This is a genomic window from Paenibacillus septentrionalis, from assembly GCF_042659865.1.
In the GTDB taxonomy this organism is placed as follows: Bacteria; Bacillota; Bacilli; order Paenibacillales; family Paenibacillaceae; genus Pristimantibacillus; species Pristimantibacillus septentrionalis.
This window is the reverse complement of sequence record NZ_JBHSTE010000001.1, coordinates 550,550-565,959: the sequence shown is the minus strand read 5'-3', so window position 1 is coordinate 565,959 and position 15,410 is coordinate 550,550. Positions and strand designations below refer to the sequence as shown.

Genomic DNA, 15,410 nt, shown 5'->3' with positions numbered 1-15,410 from the left:
AAACCCGATAACGCTTCCTTGGTCAATGTTGCTACAATAAAGGCGACAAATGACAAGGAGGCGTTTTAATGTCCACATTTAAAATTACGTTTATCGGAGCAGGTTCAATCGGATTTACGCGCGGCTTGTTGCGCGATTTGCTTGCGGTGAAGGAATTTCACAATATTGAAATTGCGTTTACTGATATTAATGAGAAAAATCTTGAAATGGTACGTGCACTTTGTCAACGTGATATTGATGAAAACGGCTTGAGCATTAACATTTCGGCAACAACCGACCGTAGAGCAGCGCTACGTGACGCCAAGTATGTAATTTGTACGATTCGTGTAGGTGGACTTGAGGCGTTCACGACTGATATTGATATTCCACTCAAATACGGCATTGATCAATGCGTCGGCGATACGCTTTGTGCGGGTGGCATCATGTACGGCCAGCGAGGGATTGCTGAGATGCTCAATATTTGCCGCGATATCCGCGAGGTAGCCGCCAAAGATGTGTTGCTGCTCAATTATGCTAATCCGATGGCTATGCTTACTTGGGCATGCAATCAATATGGAGGAGTCAATACAATCGGTTTGTGTCATGGCGTACAGGGCGGACATCGTCAAATTGCGGAAGTTTATGGCCTTGAGAAAAAGGAAGTCGATATCATTTGTGCTGGTATTAATCATCAAACCTGGTACATTTCAATCAAGCATAAAGGCAAGGATTTAACAGCTGGCTTGCTTGAGGCATTCGAAAATCATGCTGATTTCAGCCGTACAGAAAAAGTAAGAATCGATATGCTGCGCCGCTTTGGTTATTACAGTACAGAATCGAACGGGCATTTGAGCGAATATGTACCGTGGTATCGCAAACGCAGTGATGAAATCAATGATTGGATTGATCTAAGCTCATGGATTAACGGTGAAACTGGAGGCTATTTGCGTGTATGTACGGAAGGGCGCAATTGGTTTGAAACAGATTTCCCGAATTGGATGAAGGATGAGCCAATGCGATTTATAGAGGAAAATCGAGGAGAGGAGCATGGCTCCTATATTATTGAGGCATTGGAAACAGGTCGCGTGTACCGAGGACATTTTAATGTTGTCAATCGAGGTATTATTACAAATCTGCCGGCGGATGCCATTATCGAAGCGCCTGGCTATGTTGATCGCAATGGTATTTCGATGCCTGTCGTTGGTGACTTGCCGCTAGGTCCAGCCGCAGTGTGCAATGCAAGTATTTCCGTGCAACGTCTCGCTGTTGAGGCAGCAGTGCATGGAGATGACCAACTGCTGCGTCAAGCATTTATGATGGATCCGCTTGTTGGAGCGGTTTGCAATCCAAAAGAAATTTGGCAGCTTGTGGATGAAATGCTCGCAGCGCAAGAGCAGTGGCTGCCACAATATGAGCAGGCGATTGCTGCTGCCAAGCAGCGTCTAGCAGCAGGGCCGCTTATCCCGACAAAGCCGTACCAAGGAGCAGCAAGGCTGAAGGTGAAAACGGTAGCGGAAATGGAGCAGGATCGTGAATTGGCGAATAGGAATGCCGGAGAATCGGATAAAGGCAAGCAACGCGTTTAGAGGTAGTTCAAAACTCCGACTTTGATGACGATGCTTAGCGTTGGGGATTACTCGACGTCGAATCTATTTGGATTGTTCTCATTGCTGGATGGGTCATTGAATGTATCAACGATAATTAATATCGGTCTTTTTGTCTTTATCTGCTCACGAGGCTGGATTGTATGGTAAACTGATCAATAACTGGAGATCAACTTACATACAAGGGAGAGAAGCTGTATGTCACAGTGGAGCCTCACTGCAAAAATTCGCCGCTATTTTTCCAACAATTCTGTACCGCCCGATCAGAGATTGGGCAGAGAAGCAATTATTTCTCTAATTATCCATGCAAGCTTTCAATTTGGGGCATCAATGTCAGGTCTGTTTTTGAACTTGTATCTATGGCGTTTAACACAAGATTTTACGATTAACGCAGTGTACAATATCGTTAACTTTGCGATGACGCCAATCGCCTTCGCAGTAGGTGGATACATTGCAAAGAAACTTGATCGGATGGTCGTGTATCGCTGGGGGATATTGTTAAGTGCCGCTTTTTACTTGCTCGTTATTTTGGCGGGCGAGACGGTACCAAATTATTACATTTGGTTTGCGCTGTTAAATGGTATATCGGCTGGTTTTTATTGGACAGGATATTTAATTTTACAGTATGATGTATCAACTGATCGAAATCGCGTGAGATATTTAGCGATTAATATGGTAACGTTTAACTCTGCTGGGTTAGTTGGACCTGCATTGGCTGGCTCCATTATTGCGAGGATGGAAGGCCTGCAAGGCTATCTTTTTATCTTCCTTATCGCGTTTATTATGTTCGTTATTTCAGCGCTTATAAGTACGAAAATTAAGGCGATTATTAGCCATCACAAAACGTATTATCTAAAGTATGTTGGGCTGGTTATCAAGAAAAACAAATTGTGGTTTTACAGCCTGTGCAGCTTTTTTATTTTTGGGTTATTCCAAGGCATTATGCTGTTTTTGCCAAATATTTTGCTTTTTCAAGCACTTGGTCGCGAGGATTTGGTCGGATATTTTGGAGTATTATTTTCTGGAATTACGGTTGCGACAGGTTATGTGATTTCTCGTAAGGCTCAGAAGGAGCAGGCAAGAAAATATATTATGTATGCAACAATGTGCATCATAGCTGCATCATGTCTGCTTGTGATTGATATCAAGCTGTGGTCAGTCATTATCTTCATGGTTGTCTTCTCAGTATGTAATCCGCTAACCGTCAATTCGATGACCTCTTATTTTTATCGACTTATAAGTGCGCTTCCTCTAAAAGGGCAGCTGAAAGTAGAATCGGTCGTCATGCGAGAGGCATTTTTGAATAGCGGACGGGTATTGGCAATATTCATTCTCGTTTTACTGGCTAGCGATTTGCAATCTAGATGGCTCGCGATAGTGATCTTACTAATGGCAGCTGCACAGTCACTTATTCTGTTGTTCATCAGACCGGAGAAGTTTGAACTTGATGAGAAGGATGCTGTTGAAGCAAAGGCCAATTCTAAATGAGGAATAGCATTTGATTAGATTAATATAGAGGCTCTGTCATCATTTCTTGCAGATGATGACAGAGCCTTTTATTCTCGTTTTCTATCTTTACAGAGACCTTCTTCTCCAAAAAAGTACTATGAAGCACCCTGCTATCAAAAGCGCTATGCTAATTAGCGTCATGCGAAAATGTTTGATTTGTTGCTCTGATGATATGGATGATAGTGAAGAAAACGCACCATTCATATTTTCAAATGCCATCCTTCCACCGAAGCCTTCACCTTGATCACGATTGCCCCTAACAGGCATCTGCACACCGTCAGGTAATTGCGCGCCATCAGGCATCTGCATACCGTCAGGCAATTGTGCGGGATCAGGCATCTGCATACCGTCAGGCATCTGCACACCGTCAGGCAATTGCGCACCATCAGGCATCTGCATACCGTCAGGCAATTGTGCGGGATCAGGCATCTGCATACCGTCAGGCATCTGCGCGCCGCCAGGCAATTGCATACCGTCAGGCATCTGCATACCGCCAGGCAGTTGCGCGCCGTTCGGTCTTTCACGATTTGCACCACCAAATGCCATACCACCACCCATGCCACCGCTGCCAGAACCATCCCCATAGGAGGGGCTTTCACCCGTAAGCTGCTTGCTGATCGATTCTGTTTGAGTGTCGACAAAGCTTATTAATGATGCAACACCTTCTTCGAATTGTTCAAAGGTAACGAAGGCAGTAGGGTCTTGTTTTACCGCTTCACTGATCAGGGCTTGAAGCTCTAGTACGCGATTCTGAAAGGTATCGCCACTAAAATATAGATCCAGCATGCTTTGAATAATAGCATGATACTCTTCACGATAAGCCTCTTCGGCAATAAGTTTAGCTATTAACGGTCTGCTGCTGAGCGATACACCTGTCGGCTCGTCCATTAATATTCCCGACCCTCCAAAGCCGCCAAATGCCATATTAAGATCCCAGGGAATTATTGTGAAAACACCATCTAGTTCATATAGGTAGTAATTGTGCTTGAAGTTGCCTGCATAGCTGTCCATGTTGGCAGTTACTGTGTTGAATGCTATGAATTTAAGTGCTGCCTCGACATCGAGTACATCTTCATAGTGCGAAGTGGACCCATTATTCAACACATCAGTCATAGTTAGCAATGCTTCCTTATTTGCAGAGCCATGCTTGACATCGAGTCCAGTGTACTCATCAAATTCGGCTAGAGCTGCAAGATCAGCTCCATTCCCGCCGTTAGATTTATACAAGGTTCCTGCCGTTGATTGAAATTCACGTTCAATGAAGCTTGTGCTTATTTGCTCGACTGCGGTATAGAGCCCCCATAGCTCACCATTGATATAGACATTGACAAAGGAGTACTTAGGTGTTGGGATGCCCATTTTGTCCGCGATTTCATACGCTAGAAATTCGCGCATATAGCTAGCATCAGAGTATTCGTTGTTGAGATTTATTTTTGTGATTCCTCCAATACTTTGTGTTACATATTCGTCAAATGATAGCTTAAAACTGTAACGATCAGAATTACTCATCCCTGCAACAGCTCTGAGGCTGGAATTTCCCTTGGTGCGCAGACCAACGTTTTCTAGTAAAAAACCATTATAGTCGACAGTTGCTTGAACATACTTCTCGTCAGTAGGATTATCTAATAGTTGTTGAAAGTCGGCTTCATCTAGCTTTATGTTTACATGAATGATTTGGTCTTTTGGAAATATATGTTCATCAAGCGCTTCCTCATCTATCATAGCAATTGATTTTGTAGTTGGAGTAGAACTGGATACACAACCACTTAATAAGCCAGCAAGTAGCAGAAGCGTCACTGTAAGAAAGCGAGTAATAGGCTTCTTCATAACGTTCCCTCCTCATTAAGCGATATAGTCACCGTTGTAGCTAATCAACACTGCGCTTTGAACACCAGGAATAGTAGAAATTCCATTGACAAATGCTCCAGCTTGCTCCTTCATGCGCACCTCGTACGTAATTTCGATGTTCCCAGTCGTTACGGTTTTTTGCTTGATGTTGAATTTTTTAACAGCTCTCACGATTTGCTGTTCGATGGAACGTTCAGCCTGATCGTGCTCACAATTGATTACTAGTAGATAAGGTGATTCAGGGCTGCTGCTTTTGATAAAGAAAAATAAAATAAGTCCAACAATAACAGAACCAATAACGGCAAGCGTGTAAAAACCAGCACCTGTTACAATTCCAGCAACTGCGGCCCAGAATAGGAAAATTAGATCTGTAGGATCCTTGATTGGCGTTCTGAAGCGAACGATAGAGAGGGCGCCTACCATACCGAGTGACAATACGAGATTTGAATTAATTGCAATAATGACGGTAGCTGTAATCATCGTCATGCCAATTAGTGCGACATTGAAGCTTTTGGAGTACAGAACGCCACTAAAAATTCGACGATACAAGAAGTAGATAAATAAACCGATCATGAATGAAATAGCTAGAGATATTAGAATTTCGCTCAATGCAATATCTGTTCCGAAGCTTTCCAGTACGGAATTTTTGATCATATCACTGAAAGTTGTTGCTGATTCTGATGCAGCTAAAGTTGTTGATTCCATTAGTAATCCTCCCAATTGTTGCATTTATTATATTTTCTGCAAATGACATATTTCGATGCTGAAATTCGATGCAGCCCTTCCAGTTGTAAGGCCGCTTGAATGACAGAGGGCAAATATTCGTCATACTTAATTTCTAAAATAATCTTGTCATCATCCAGAGCGGCAATCGTTTTAAGGTCTGGATCAAAAATATTGGTTTGAGTTAATCCAGTCCGTAAATACTTATCGAACGTAATGCGCACATTGCCGTAACGATGAACGTAGGGTTCTCGCACATAGTCGACAATAACGACAGGACGCAGCAGCTTGTGCTTCATCTGATTATAAATTTCAAGTAATAGCGGTTTATTGCCTTGCTTTAATACTTCGATATTGCCTTTAACAATTTGATCAAACATTTCTCTTGTAATCGGTTCTTTGACCTTTGCAATATAATCGCGAAATTTAATTTTTTTTTCGAAATGAATGACATCATCCAGCTTGTTGTAAATACGAATTCGGTATTTAACCCGATCCCGCACGCCGGCTAGCTTTTCATGAAGAGCTGTATTGGCTGCATCATCAAAGTACAGACTGCGAATGTGGTATTCGCCGACTTCTGAGGCATGTTGGTCCAGCTGTAGAATACCTTTTAATTTTTGAGTCATTAGAACGTACTGGTGGGGGCTAATGTAATATTTGAATTCATTACGGTATTTTAAGGATTCGTTCATTGTACACCTCATTTCTTTTTGTATATTCACTGGATAGTTACATTCTAGGAGACGATGCTTATAGGAATCTGAAGCAAAACTGAAAGATAGCTGAATGCTTGTCAAGTCATCTTTGTGTTAAACTTTTGTAAATAAAAATGCAAGGGGCACAGATATGAAAAAGGAAAATTGGTGGATGGGTTGGTTTGTAGTCATTCTGATATTAGTAGTAGTTGCACTGCAATGGTTAAGAGTAGATCAGCAAACAGCTTATGACGTTTATGGTTTTTCGCTCTCGTTCGAGAATAATTCTGAACGTACGATCTCGTGGCTGTCGTCACAGGCAATCGAAGGAGTTGCTTTGCAGTTAAAACATCGAGCTGAAAGGTGGGAAGATGCAAGGGTTTTTGAAGCTGATCAGCATTCATATAAGGATCATGAAGGGAAGATGGTATATTCGTACCACGTACAAATTAAGCAATTGGAGGGACCTAACGATTATACTTATCGAATCACTGCGAGCGATGACATTTTATCTGAAGACTACACGTTTGCGGTAGCGGGAGAAGAAGAATCGTTTCAATTTATTCATATTGCGGATAGTCAGGGTAAGACAGAAGAAGATTTCAAGCAGTGGGGGATAACGCTGCAAGCGGCTGTAGATGCGGCGCCACAAGCTGCTTTTATTGTACATAGTGGAGATATGACAGACGATCCAACGATTGAACAGCAATGGAAATGGTTTTATCGCTATGCTCAGCCGTTAGCTGAAATTCCGTTGCTTCCAACAACCGGTAACCATGAGCAAATTGATGGAGATGCGAGCTCATTTTCTTTTCGGTTTTACATGCCTAGCAATGGTGCAGAGGACTCGCTAGAGGACACGACTTATTATACCGTTTATCAAAATGCTCTGTATATAAGCTTGAATACTGAAGGCAATATTGACGGGCAGACAAAATGGCTGAAACAAGTACTGTCTGAGCATGCTGCTCAATGGATAATAGTATCAACACATCGCGGCATATATGGAGCTAGTCGGTTTAAGGACGGAGATGATTGGGCACAGCTGTTTGAACAGTATGGCGTTGATATCGTATTACAAGGGCACAATCATCAGTACTCGCGTACCTATCCTTTAATCGGAGGAAGGGCTGTAAATGAACAGGAGAAAGGCCCAATATATGTGACGATGAATGCTTCAGGAACTAAATTTAATGTGGAAAAGAAAGCAAAGGACTACCAGGCAATCGCATTTCAGAATGGCCAGCCAATGTACGGAGTAATTGAGGTTTCGCCGAATGTACTAACCTATTCCGCGTATGATATCAATGGAAAGATGCTGGATCAGTTCAGTATAACGAAATAATAAAATGGGGCTTAAAATTGGGCAGGTATGCTGATCGTGGTGCACCTGCCCGATTATTCAATAGGTGTTATGAATGAGAATATTACTCGGACCTAGGTAGTGGAAACAAGATCGTGAAAGTTGTACCTGCTCCAAGCTCGCTTTCTATTTCAATCTGACCATGGTGCGCATCAATGATAGATTTCGTAATGGAAAGTCCTAGTCCTGCCCCACCTTGCGACCGTGTTCTTGCTTTATCTATACGGTAAAACCGCTCAAATATATGTTGATGGTGCTCCTTAGCAATACCTTCGCCGTTGTCTGTAATTGACAGGATGACATGATGCTCATCTTTTTGTAAACGTAAGGAGATGCATCCTGCCTCCACATGTGTATGTTGAATGGCATTATGCACTAGATTAAGAATCGTTTGCTTAATTCCATGCTTGCTTCCCATAATACAGTAGGAGATCGCTTTTTCATAATAAATCTGAAGACTACGTTCTCCCGACATTATTTGAAGCTGAAGAAGCATGCTTTCTAAAATCGACGACAATTCAATCTCAGTAAAATTCTCATGCTGAGGACTAACATGATCCTGTTTAACTAGTTCGAGCAGCCCTTCAACTAAGGATTTCATACGTTTTGACTCTTGCTCCATTGCTTTAAGTGATCGTTCCAGCTGCATTGGTTGGTTCATTGCGCCGCGCTGCAGCACTTCTATAAAGCCATGGATTGATGTAATCGGTGTGCGCAGCTCATGCGAGGCGTCTGCAATGAACTGTCGCATGCGTTCATTCGTTAGTCGTTCGGATTCAAAGGAGGACTCTAAACGCGACAACATATTATTATAAGCTTCTGCAAGCTGTTTCAGCTCCTGCTGCTGCATGGCTGGCAGCTGCTCGGTCAAGTTTTCAGCATTGGTACGTTCTACTGCTTGGATCATGCTATGAAGTGGTCTCAACGTTTTACGCAAGCTAAACAGCATCAAAATTGAGCCTGCAATGAGAGCCACTAATGCGACAGTAACATATATAAATTGCTGTGTCATTAGCTGATTTTGCAGAGATTGCAGCTCTATGCTTACTTGAAGCATCCCCCTTGAAGCTGTACGGCCTGCTTGCTCCCGAAATACAACCATATACTCATTTCCATCTTGGTCAGAAAATATATAATAAGGCACGCCTATATGGTTACGGGCATTTTCAAAAATTTGCTTGTACTGCTCCTCTGAAATAATAGGAGTAAGCTCAGTATCCGTATCAGACAGCAGCGTCTGCTTTCCGGAATTATCAATATAGCTGACGATCATGCCGGGCTGAAACATAATGGCAGGCTCAGGGCGATTGCTGCCAGGAGGTCGAAGATTTTGAGTTTCTTCATGATGCAAGAAGAAAGGCTCAGGCGGCCAGGAGCGAATTTGCGCTTGAAGTGCTTCAGCTTTATTGTTGTACAAAAAATCCTTCATGAACGCATATTGCAAAATTCCAACAAGTATAAACAAAAAGGCTATAACAAGCAAAGTAATGGCTGTAATTCTACCGTGTAACGTATTCATTGTACGTCCATCCTATAGCCGGCACCGCGAAGTGTTCGAATAATGCGATGCTCTGTATCGCCAAGCTTTTCCCGCAACGAGCGAATGTAGACCTCTACAATATTTTGTTCTCCACCAAAATCATAGCCCCATACTTTGTCGAGAATTACAGTTTTACTTAGAACAGTGCCGTTGTTGATGAGCAGCAGCTTAAGCAGCTTGTACTCAGTAGGCGATAGATCAAGTACTGAGTAGTCATATATAATCTCCTTGCGACGATCATCCAATGTGAAAAGGCCATAGCGAACGGTGCTAAGCAGCTCTGGAAATTGATTTCGAATACGAGCATGTATACGTGCTAACAGCTCGGTAAAGCTGAATGGCTTAACTACATAATCATCAGCACCGAGCATAAGGCCCTGCACGCGATCATGTACATCATCCTTTGCAGTTAGCATAATAATCGCAAGTTCATTTCCACTACCAGTTGCTTTTAACTGTTTGCAAGTTTCAAAGCCGTCCAGCTCTGGCATCATGACGTCAAGAATAACAATATGCGGCCTAAATGTTGATGCAATGCCCAAGGCATCCTTTCCGTTAGCAATGGTTTGGACAATGGCCCCTTCATTGCTTAAGCCAAGCTCCAAAAACTGCAAAATACTTTCTTCATCATCAACGAGTAAAATCTTAATACCTTCTAAATGCTTCATGTTGGTCTCCTTATTTACGTTAACTGGGAATACTAACATTGTTAGTGGGGATGCTTCAATCAAAAAAGGATAGTATAATAGCATATATTACTAAATTACAGGAGCAACAACATGAAAATTAGCTTAAAACAAAGTGTTAATGCATCAATTATTATTGCATTCATTGGTGTGCTTGTTAGTTTTCCTTATCAGGGTAGCTTTATTGGTGGCTTATTATTCGCTGCCTGTAGTGCAGCGGTGATTGGTGGACTTGCCGATTCCTTTGCAGTAAGTGCATTGTTCGGACAGCCGCTAAAAATAAAATGGCCGCAATGGATGGGGACCAATATTATTGCCCGCAACCGACAGCGATTAATTAATGAGCTTGTGGATATGGTTCAGGTCGAGTTGCTTTCACCCGAAATGATTACGAAACAGCTGCGAAATTATAATGTTGCGCAGGCTGTTTCGAGCTATGCGCAAAGCGCTCACGGCAAGCAAGCGATCAAGGAGCTGACTGTTAAGCTAGTTGCTGATTTGCTTAAAGTAAGCAACCCTTCTGTTGTAAGCGTATCGTTAAAGCGGCTGCTTAAACAAGGAATGAATAGTACACACCCAACAGTACTTGCAGGCATAATTATCAAATGGCTAATACGAGAGCAATATGATTCTAAAATTATAGCGGTACTGGCTAGGCAGCTTCAGCAATTCATTGCACAGGAGCAAGTGACAAAATTCGTTCAAGAGTTTATCGCGACAGCACTGCGTTCGTATGAAAACAATAAAAAAGGGCGTCAATTCGTTAATGGGATAGCTGGATTAAATGCAGATGAGCTTACAGCGAAAGTAATGCAGACGGCCTCCAGCACGCTTTCGGCTATCGAGAAGGGAGAGCATGCGTGGATTGAGAAGATGAGAGCTTCATTGCTGGAGCTTGTTGCAGATTGGGAGAACCAGACTGAGGAGGCTACGCTGTGGGATGAGCGCCTGCGAAAGCTGGGAATGGCTCTTGTGAACGGAGTAATGGATGAGCAGCGCGTTAAGGTAATGATTCAGTCGCTTATTGAGCAGCTGGACCAATCAGCGTTAGAAGGACAGCAGCCGAGCTTGACTGGCTGGCTTCATCAGCAGCTGGATCAATTGATCGACCGCTTAGGAGAGCAGCATGATCTTTTCGAGCAGCTCAATCAGTATGTCATCACATCTCTGACCTCCTTTATAGAACGCAATCATGGTTATATCGGGAGACTGGTAAGAGAGAAGCTGGAGCAATTTGATGAGCAACAGCTAATTGCGCTTGTACAAGAAAAGGCAGGCAAGGATCTTCAATATATCCGTCTAAATGGTACACTAGTCGGGGCTTTGATCGGCTTACTGCTGTTTTTGATTCAATTCGCGTTGGGAGGGGTGCTCGCATGACAATGAGACAACGAGCCAATATTAGTTTAGCGGCCCTTGCTTTGCTGTTCGCCATTGCACTCATGCTGCAATGGCAGCTCGATCACCCGTGGTGGACCAAAGCGCTCATATTTATAGCAGAAGCCGGGATGGTAGGGGCGCTCGCAGATTGGTTTGCCGTGTCTGCATTATTTCGCCATCCGTTAGGCTTGCGCTGGATTCCTCACACAGCAATTGTTCCAAAAAATCGAGATAAGCTGGTAGAAGGCATCGTCTATATGGTGGAAGAACAGCTTCTTAATAAGGAAATGATCGAAGAACAGTTAGCCAAGGTGAATTTTACTGAGCTGCTCATCACTTGGGGCGAAAAAAAGTGGAGCTTAAAGCTTGCTGAAGAGCTAATTGCAAAGCTGCTGCCTGTTGTCTTGAGAAATGTAAGAACTGAAACGGCTTCTCTCGAGATCGAGCAGCGACTAATGATGGCCGCAGGTCAAGCGAAGCTCGCTCCTCTGGCAAGTAAAGGCTTGCGCGCGATGATGGCTAAGGGCTATGACCAGCAGCTGATTGATTTGCTCATTGATGCAGCGCAAAAACGAGTGCTGCAAAGCGATGTTAAGCCAGCAATTAAGCGATTACTGGAATCTGAGAAGGATAAAATGCTGGGCGAAGGAGGCGGAAGCTGGCTGACTAAGGCACTGTTTTCCTTCGCACAAGCGGCAGATGCGGTTAACTTTGATGATGCGGCTGACGTCATCTATCGCGACTTGCTATTGCTTCTTGCTCAGCTGAAGGATCATGATCACGAGCTGCGATTGCTGCTGCGCGATCAGCTTGGAGAACTTGCTGCCCTGTTAGAGCAGGAACATATAGAAGCAGCATTAGAGCGCTGGAAGAGTCAGCTGCTGGAGGAGCTGACAATTGCACCTTTTCTACAGCAGGTGATGCAGTCGTTATTAGAGCAGCTAAAGCCTAGTGATCAGGCAGCAGGTGATGTTTCTCAGCTGCAAAAATGGCTTGCTCGATTATTGCATCAATACTGGCTGTGGTTTAAGTCTGATGAGCTGTCCAAAGCGCTTGTAGAGGAAAAGCTGAAACGTTTTATGCATCATCTTATCGAAAAGGAGCATGTTGTAATTGGACAAATTGTACGCAGCACGCTCGATACGTTTTCGGAGGAGCGCCTAGTCGAATTTATCGAGAGTAAGGTCGATGTAGATCTGCAGCGAATCCGCGTTAACGGTGCGTTAATTGGTGCTGTCATTGGTGCGCTGCTGTATGGTTTGCTGCATGGCGTGTATCAGCCGCTGCTTGATATGTTGCGGTAAGTTAATGAGGAAAGCTTGCAAGCAATTGGAATGTTCATCCAAGTTTATTCATATGATTGTCCATAAAGGAGGGATCAAATGAATAAGCTAATTAGTCGTTATTATCAATTGAAGCAAAAAAATAAAGCGATTGAACAGGAGCTTGCAGAGCTGAAGGAGCAAATTGTTCAACATATGAATAGTGAAAGTGTAACCGAGCAAACTGTTGGATCGTATCGTGTAAGGCTCATTCAATCCGAACGGAAGGAATACCATGAGACGCTGCTGTTTAATGCGCTCCCTGATCCGGAGCTGTGGCGGATGCTGTCCAAGCCCGATCAAGGGAAAATAACGGGCTTAATTCGAGTTGGGGCATTGAAGGAAGAGCAGCTAAAGGATACCTACACAGTGAAGCAGCAGGTTGCCCTTATTATAGACAAAAAATAATGAAAAAGTCTGGCTAATCCAATGATTGCGCATTGGTTAGCCAGACTTTTTAGGTTTAATGCAGACATGCGAAAAAGTACGTTACTTGCCGGCGAATCATTTATAGAATGGTATTACATCGCTTGTGTTGCCCAATCTGGTTATTAGGTCAAACCCGATATTTTAAAGGGATAATGGCTAATTTAAGCGCCAGTCGATTTCCTGCTGTCCGAGCTGAATCAGATGCTCGTTTATTGTTGAATATGGCTTGCTTCCCAAAAATCCACGGTAGGCAGAAAGTGGAGAAGGATGAGCGGATTCAATAATGATGTGATGCGATGCAATTTTTTTCTTTTTAGCTTGCGCCGGCTTTCCCCATAGTACGAAAATGAGCGGCTGCGTTCGTTCACTCAGCAGCTCTATTATTCTATCCGTAAAGGTTTCCCATCCTTTTCCGCGATGGGAATTTGCTTCGCCCGCCCGCACTGTTAAAACAGTGTTAAGCAGCAGGACACCTTGCTTTGCCCAGCTCGCAAGATTGCCATGCTGTGGTGCCAGGATGTTGAGATCTTGCTCCAGCTCCTTGAACATATTTTTAAGTGAAGGCGGTGGCAATACAGGTGGCTCAACTGAGAAGGCAAGGCCATGAGCTTGTTCTTCGCCGTGGTATGGATCTTGACCAAGAATAACAACACGAGTTTGATCATAATCCGTAAGCTCTAATGCTCGGAAAATTTGATGCTGCTTAGGATATATGATGGATGAGCTATACTCTGCTATAATATATTGTTGTAGTTGCTTATAGTATGGTTTAGTTAGCTCTGGCTCTAGTAGTTTTCCCCAATCATTATTAGGAAGCTGCATAGGTAGTAATCCCTCCTGACAAATCTACTTTGAACATACTATAGCAGGCAATAAGAATCAACCCTATTAGGAAGTAAAGGAGCGATTGCCTTGAGCTTTATTGATAAATTAAAAAGTGGTGTCTCAGAAGCGGGCATGAAAGCAAAGGTGCTTGTCGAGATCAACAGGCTGAAATTAATTAATGTTGGCAAGCAGAATGAAATTAATGGCTTGTACAAGGAAATAGGCGAAAAAGTAACATTGGCAGCAGAACTGGGTCAGGAGCTGCAGCTTTCTTATTTTAGCGATCAACTGGAGAAGATCTCTATGCTTAAAACGGAAATTGAGCAGAATCTGCTGAAAATTACAAATTTATCAGATGAGAAGCAGTGTCCGGCATGTCAACGCAGCAATCCGATTGATGCCCTGCAATGTCCGCACTGTGGAAACAGCTTTATCGTACAAGAGCGGAGCACGATAGAGCCAACCTATATCGAGCTGCCGAAGCAGCCAAAGCCTTCTTCGCGTGATGATGAATAAGAGCGACAACGAGCAAATGACGCGCTTTATTTACCGATATATTGCCCACGAGCAGGAGCTGTCGCTTTGCAGTCTTGAAATTAGACAGCTGTTTGGCAAGGAAGCTAGTTGGCATCAATCCACTGCGGTGGTTGAAAGCAGGCTGGACATATCAGCGCAGCGAAGTCCATATATGAAGTATCGGCTTCACGTCTGGCTTAGCGCAGGCAGCTATGATGCGTTGCTTCAGCAAGCCAAAGTACTGAAGCCAAAGAAGACTTACAAAATGGTCGCTGTTGAAACGATTTTAAATGGTCAGGCGACTAGGTTCCCTTATGAACAGCGCAGGAGGATGGAGCGGGAGCTTGGCACTATAGTCGGTGGGAATGTCAATCTGCAGGAGCCTGAGCTGCTGCTAGGGATCATTCAGTTGGAGGGGGAATGGCTGGTTGGCAGCTATGAGCCTCACCATGGAACCTGGCAGCAGTATGATCGCAAGCCTCGTCATTATTCAACTGCTCTTAGTACGAGGGTAGCGCGTGCGATTGTAAATATTGCCGTTCCACAGCTTGATTCTTCGATTCGTTTCATTGATCCTTGCTGTGGAATCGGCACCGTGCTGCTACAGGCTATTGATCAAGGGCTGCACGTTGAAGGTTACGACATTAATCCGCTTGCCGTGGTTGGCGCAAGAGAGAATATGGCGGCCTTTGACATGAAATGTATAATCAAGATTGCCGATATGCGGCTGCTGCAAGAGACGTATGATGTTGCCGTGCTGGATTTGCCATATAATCATTGCTCGGTATTGCCTGAGTCAGAGCGTAGAGAGATGCTGCTTGCGCTATCACGCATAGCAAAACGAGCCGTTATCGTATCGGTAGAGCCGATCGAACAGGAGCTGAATGCAATCGGAGCTACGATCTTGGATGTTGGACATGTACAAAAAACACATTTCAAGCGAGATGTATGGCTCGTTCAATTTGATCGTGAACAAGCATAAAAATGC

General features: G+C 43.7%; 14 protein-coding genes. 8 read left to right on the top strand and 6 right to left on the bottom strand.

The genetic code is table 11. From position 1 onward, the window contains the following. Positions 1 to 68 precede the first annotated feature (68 nt). Together melA and ACFP56_RS02625 are read left to right on the top strand one after the other, a co-directional pair. Positions 69 to 1,565 (top strand): alpha-glucosidase/alpha-galactosidase, encoded by a 1,497-nt coding sequence (gene melA, locus ACFP56_RS02630; protein WP_379230818.1) that lies wholly within the window; start codon positions 69 to 71, stop codon positions 1,563 to 1,565. 216 nt (positions 1,566 to 1,781) lie between these two features. Next, entirely contained in the window at positions 1,782 to 3,071 is a 1,290-nt protein-coding gene (locus ACFP56_RS02625) for an MFS transporter (RefSeq protein WP_379230816.1), read from the top strand. Between the two features lie 87 nt (positions 3,072 to 3,158). On the opposite strand, the gene ACFP56_RS02620 is transcribed toward ACFP56_RS02625, so the two are convergent. From ACFP56_RS02620 to ACFP56_RS02610, 3 genes are read right to left on the bottom strand one after another with little or no spacing between them, the layout of a single operon-like run. Continuing rightward, positions 3,159 to 4,919, bottom strand: coding sequence for a CotH kinase family protein (locus ACFP56_RS02620; protein WP_379230814.1), 1,761 nt, complete (start codon positions 4,917 to 4,919; stop codon positions 3,159 to 3,161). A gap of 15 nt (positions 4,920 to 4,934) precedes the next feature. Then, positions 4,935 to 5,645, bottom strand: coding sequence for a DUF4956 domain-containing protein (locus ACFP56_RS02615; protein WP_379230812.1), 711 nt, complete (start codon positions 5,643 to 5,645; stop codon positions 4,935 to 4,937). Next, on the bottom strand, positions 5,645 to 6,358 hold the full coding sequence (locus ACFP56_RS02610) for a polyphosphate polymerase domain-containing protein (RefSeq protein ID WP_379230810.1): 714 nt from the start codon (positions 6,356 to 6,358) through the stop codon (positions 5,645 to 5,647). The genes ACFP56_RS02615 and ACFP56_RS02610 overlap by 1 nt, the downstream gene beginning before the upstream one ends. A gap of 154 nt (positions 6,359 to 6,512) precedes the next feature. Between ACFP56_RS02610 and ACFP56_RS02605 the strand changes: the two genes are divergently transcribed. After that, positions 6,513 to 7,706, top strand: coding sequence for a metallophosphoesterase (locus ACFP56_RS02605; RefSeq protein WP_379230808.1), 1,194 nt, complete (start codon positions 6,513 to 6,515; stop codon positions 7,704 to 7,706). Positions 7,707 to 7,788: 82 nt separating this feature from the next. On the opposite strand, the gene ACFP56_RS02600 is transcribed toward ACFP56_RS02605, so the two are convergent. Together ACFP56_RS02600 and ACFP56_RS02595 are read right to left on the bottom strand one after the other, a co-directional pair. Next, positions 7,789 to 9,243: a sensor histidine kinase gene (locus ACFP56_RS02600; protein ID WP_379230806.1), complete on the bottom strand. Its 1,455-nt coding sequence runs from the start codon at positions 9,241 to 9,243 to the stop codon at positions 7,789 to 7,791. Beyond that, positions 9,240 to 9,932 carry a response regulator transcription factor gene (locus ACFP56_RS02595; protein ID WP_379230804.1) on the bottom strand — a complete coding sequence of 231 codons (693 nt, stop codon included), beginning with the start codon at positions 9,930 to 9,932 and terminating at the stop codon, positions 9,240 to 9,242. The genes ACFP56_RS02600 and ACFP56_RS02595 overlap by 4 nt, the downstream gene beginning before the upstream one ends. Positions 9,933 to 10,043: 111 nt before the next feature. Between ACFP56_RS02595 and ACFP56_RS02590 the strand changes: the two genes are divergently transcribed. The 3 genes from ACFP56_RS02590 to ACFP56_RS02580 all read left to right on the top strand — a co-directional run bounded on the left by ACFP56_RS02590 (position 10,044) and on the right by ACFP56_RS02580 (position 13,060). Then, positions 10,044 to 11,330, top strand: coding sequence for a DUF445 family protein (locus ACFP56_RS02590; RefSeq protein WP_379230802.1), 1,287 nt, complete (start codon positions 10,044 to 10,046; stop codon positions 11,328 to 11,330). After that, positions 11,327 to 12,634: a DUF445 domain-containing protein gene (locus ACFP56_RS02585; RefSeq protein ID WP_379230800.1), complete on the top strand. Its 1,308-nt coding sequence runs from the start codon at positions 11,327 to 11,329 to the stop codon at positions 12,632 to 12,634. The genes ACFP56_RS02590 and ACFP56_RS02585 overlap by 4 nt, the downstream gene beginning before the upstream one ends. 78 nt (positions 12,635 to 12,712) lie before the next feature. After that, positions 12,713 to 13,060, top strand: a complete 348-nt coding sequence (locus tag ACFP56_RS02580) for a hypothetical protein (protein ID WP_379230798.1) — start codon at positions 12,713 to 12,715, stop codon at positions 13,058 to 13,060. 177 nt (positions 13,061 to 13,237) lie between these two features. On the opposite strand, the gene ACFP56_RS02575 is transcribed toward ACFP56_RS02580, so the two are convergent. Beyond that, a complete protein-coding gene (locus ACFP56_RS02575) occupies positions 13,238 to 13,903 on the bottom strand; it encodes a uracil-DNA glycosylase (protein WP_379230795.1) in 666 nt (221 codons plus the stop codon). A 90-nt stretch (positions 13,904 to 13,993) separates the two neighbouring features. Between ACFP56_RS02575 and ACFP56_RS02570 the strand changes: the two genes are divergently transcribed. Together ACFP56_RS02570 and ACFP56_RS02565 are read left to right on the top strand one after the other, a co-directional pair. After that, entirely contained in the window at positions 13,994 to 14,422 is a 429-nt protein-coding gene (locus ACFP56_RS02570; protein ID WP_379230793.1) for a zinc ribbon domain-containing protein, read from the top strand. Positions 14,423 to 14,438: 16 nt separating this feature from the next. Next, positions 14,439 to 15,404 (top strand): TRM11 family SAM-dependent methyltransferase, encoded by a 966-nt coding sequence (locus ACFP56_RS02565; RefSeq protein ID WP_379230791.1) that lies wholly within the window; start codon positions 14,439 to 14,441, stop codon positions 15,402 to 15,404. Positions 15,405 to 15,410: the final 6 nt, after the last annotated feature.

Coding starts and splice junctions, on each gene's coding strand:
- melA (WP_379230818.1), top strand. CDS start 69: ATGTCCACATTTAAAATTACGTTTATCGGAGCAGGTTCAATCGGATTT.
- ACFP56_RS02625 (WP_379230816.1), top strand. CDS start 1,782: ATGTCACAGTGGAGCCTCACTGCAAAAATTCGCCGCTATTTTTCCAAC.
- ACFP56_RS02620 (WP_379230814.1), bottom strand. CDS start 4,919: ATGAAGAAGCCTATTACTCGCTTTCTTACAGTGACGCTTCTGCTACTT.
- ACFP56_RS02615 (WP_379230812.1), bottom strand. CDS start 5,645: ATGGAATCAACAACTTTAGCTGCATCAGAATCAGCAACAACTTTCAGT.
- ACFP56_RS02610 (WP_379230810.1), bottom strand. CDS start 6,358: ATGAACGAATCCTTAAAATACCGTAATGAATTCAAATATTACATTAGC.
- ACFP56_RS02605 (WP_379230808.1), top strand. CDS start 6,513: ATGAAAAAGGAAAATTGGTGGATGGGTTGGTTTGTAGTCATTCTGATA.
- ACFP56_RS02600 (WP_379230806.1), bottom strand. CDS start 9,243: ATGAATACGTTACACGGTAGAATTACAGCCATTACTTTGCTTGTTATA.
- ACFP56_RS02595 (WP_379230804.1), bottom strand. CDS start 9,932: ATGAAGCATTTAGAAGGTATTAAGATTTTACTCGTTGATGATGAAGAA.
- ACFP56_RS02590 (WP_379230802.1), top strand. CDS start 10,044: ATGAAAATTAGCTTAAAACAAAGTGTTAATGCATCAATTATTATTGCA.
- ACFP56_RS02585 (WP_379230800.1), top strand. CDS start 11,327: ATGACAATGAGACAACGAGCCAATATTAGTTTAGCGGCCCTTGCTTTG.
- ACFP56_RS02580 (WP_379230798.1), top strand. CDS start 12,713: ATGAATAAGCTAATTAGTCGTTATTATCAATTGAAGCAAAAAAATAAA.
- ACFP56_RS02575 (WP_379230795.1), bottom strand. CDS start 13,903: ATGCAGCTTCCTAATAATGATTGGGGAAAACTACTAGAGCCAGAGCTA.
- ACFP56_RS02565 (WP_379230791.1), top strand. CDS start 14,439: ATGACGCGCTTTATTTACCGATATATTGCCCACGAGCAGGAGCTGTCG.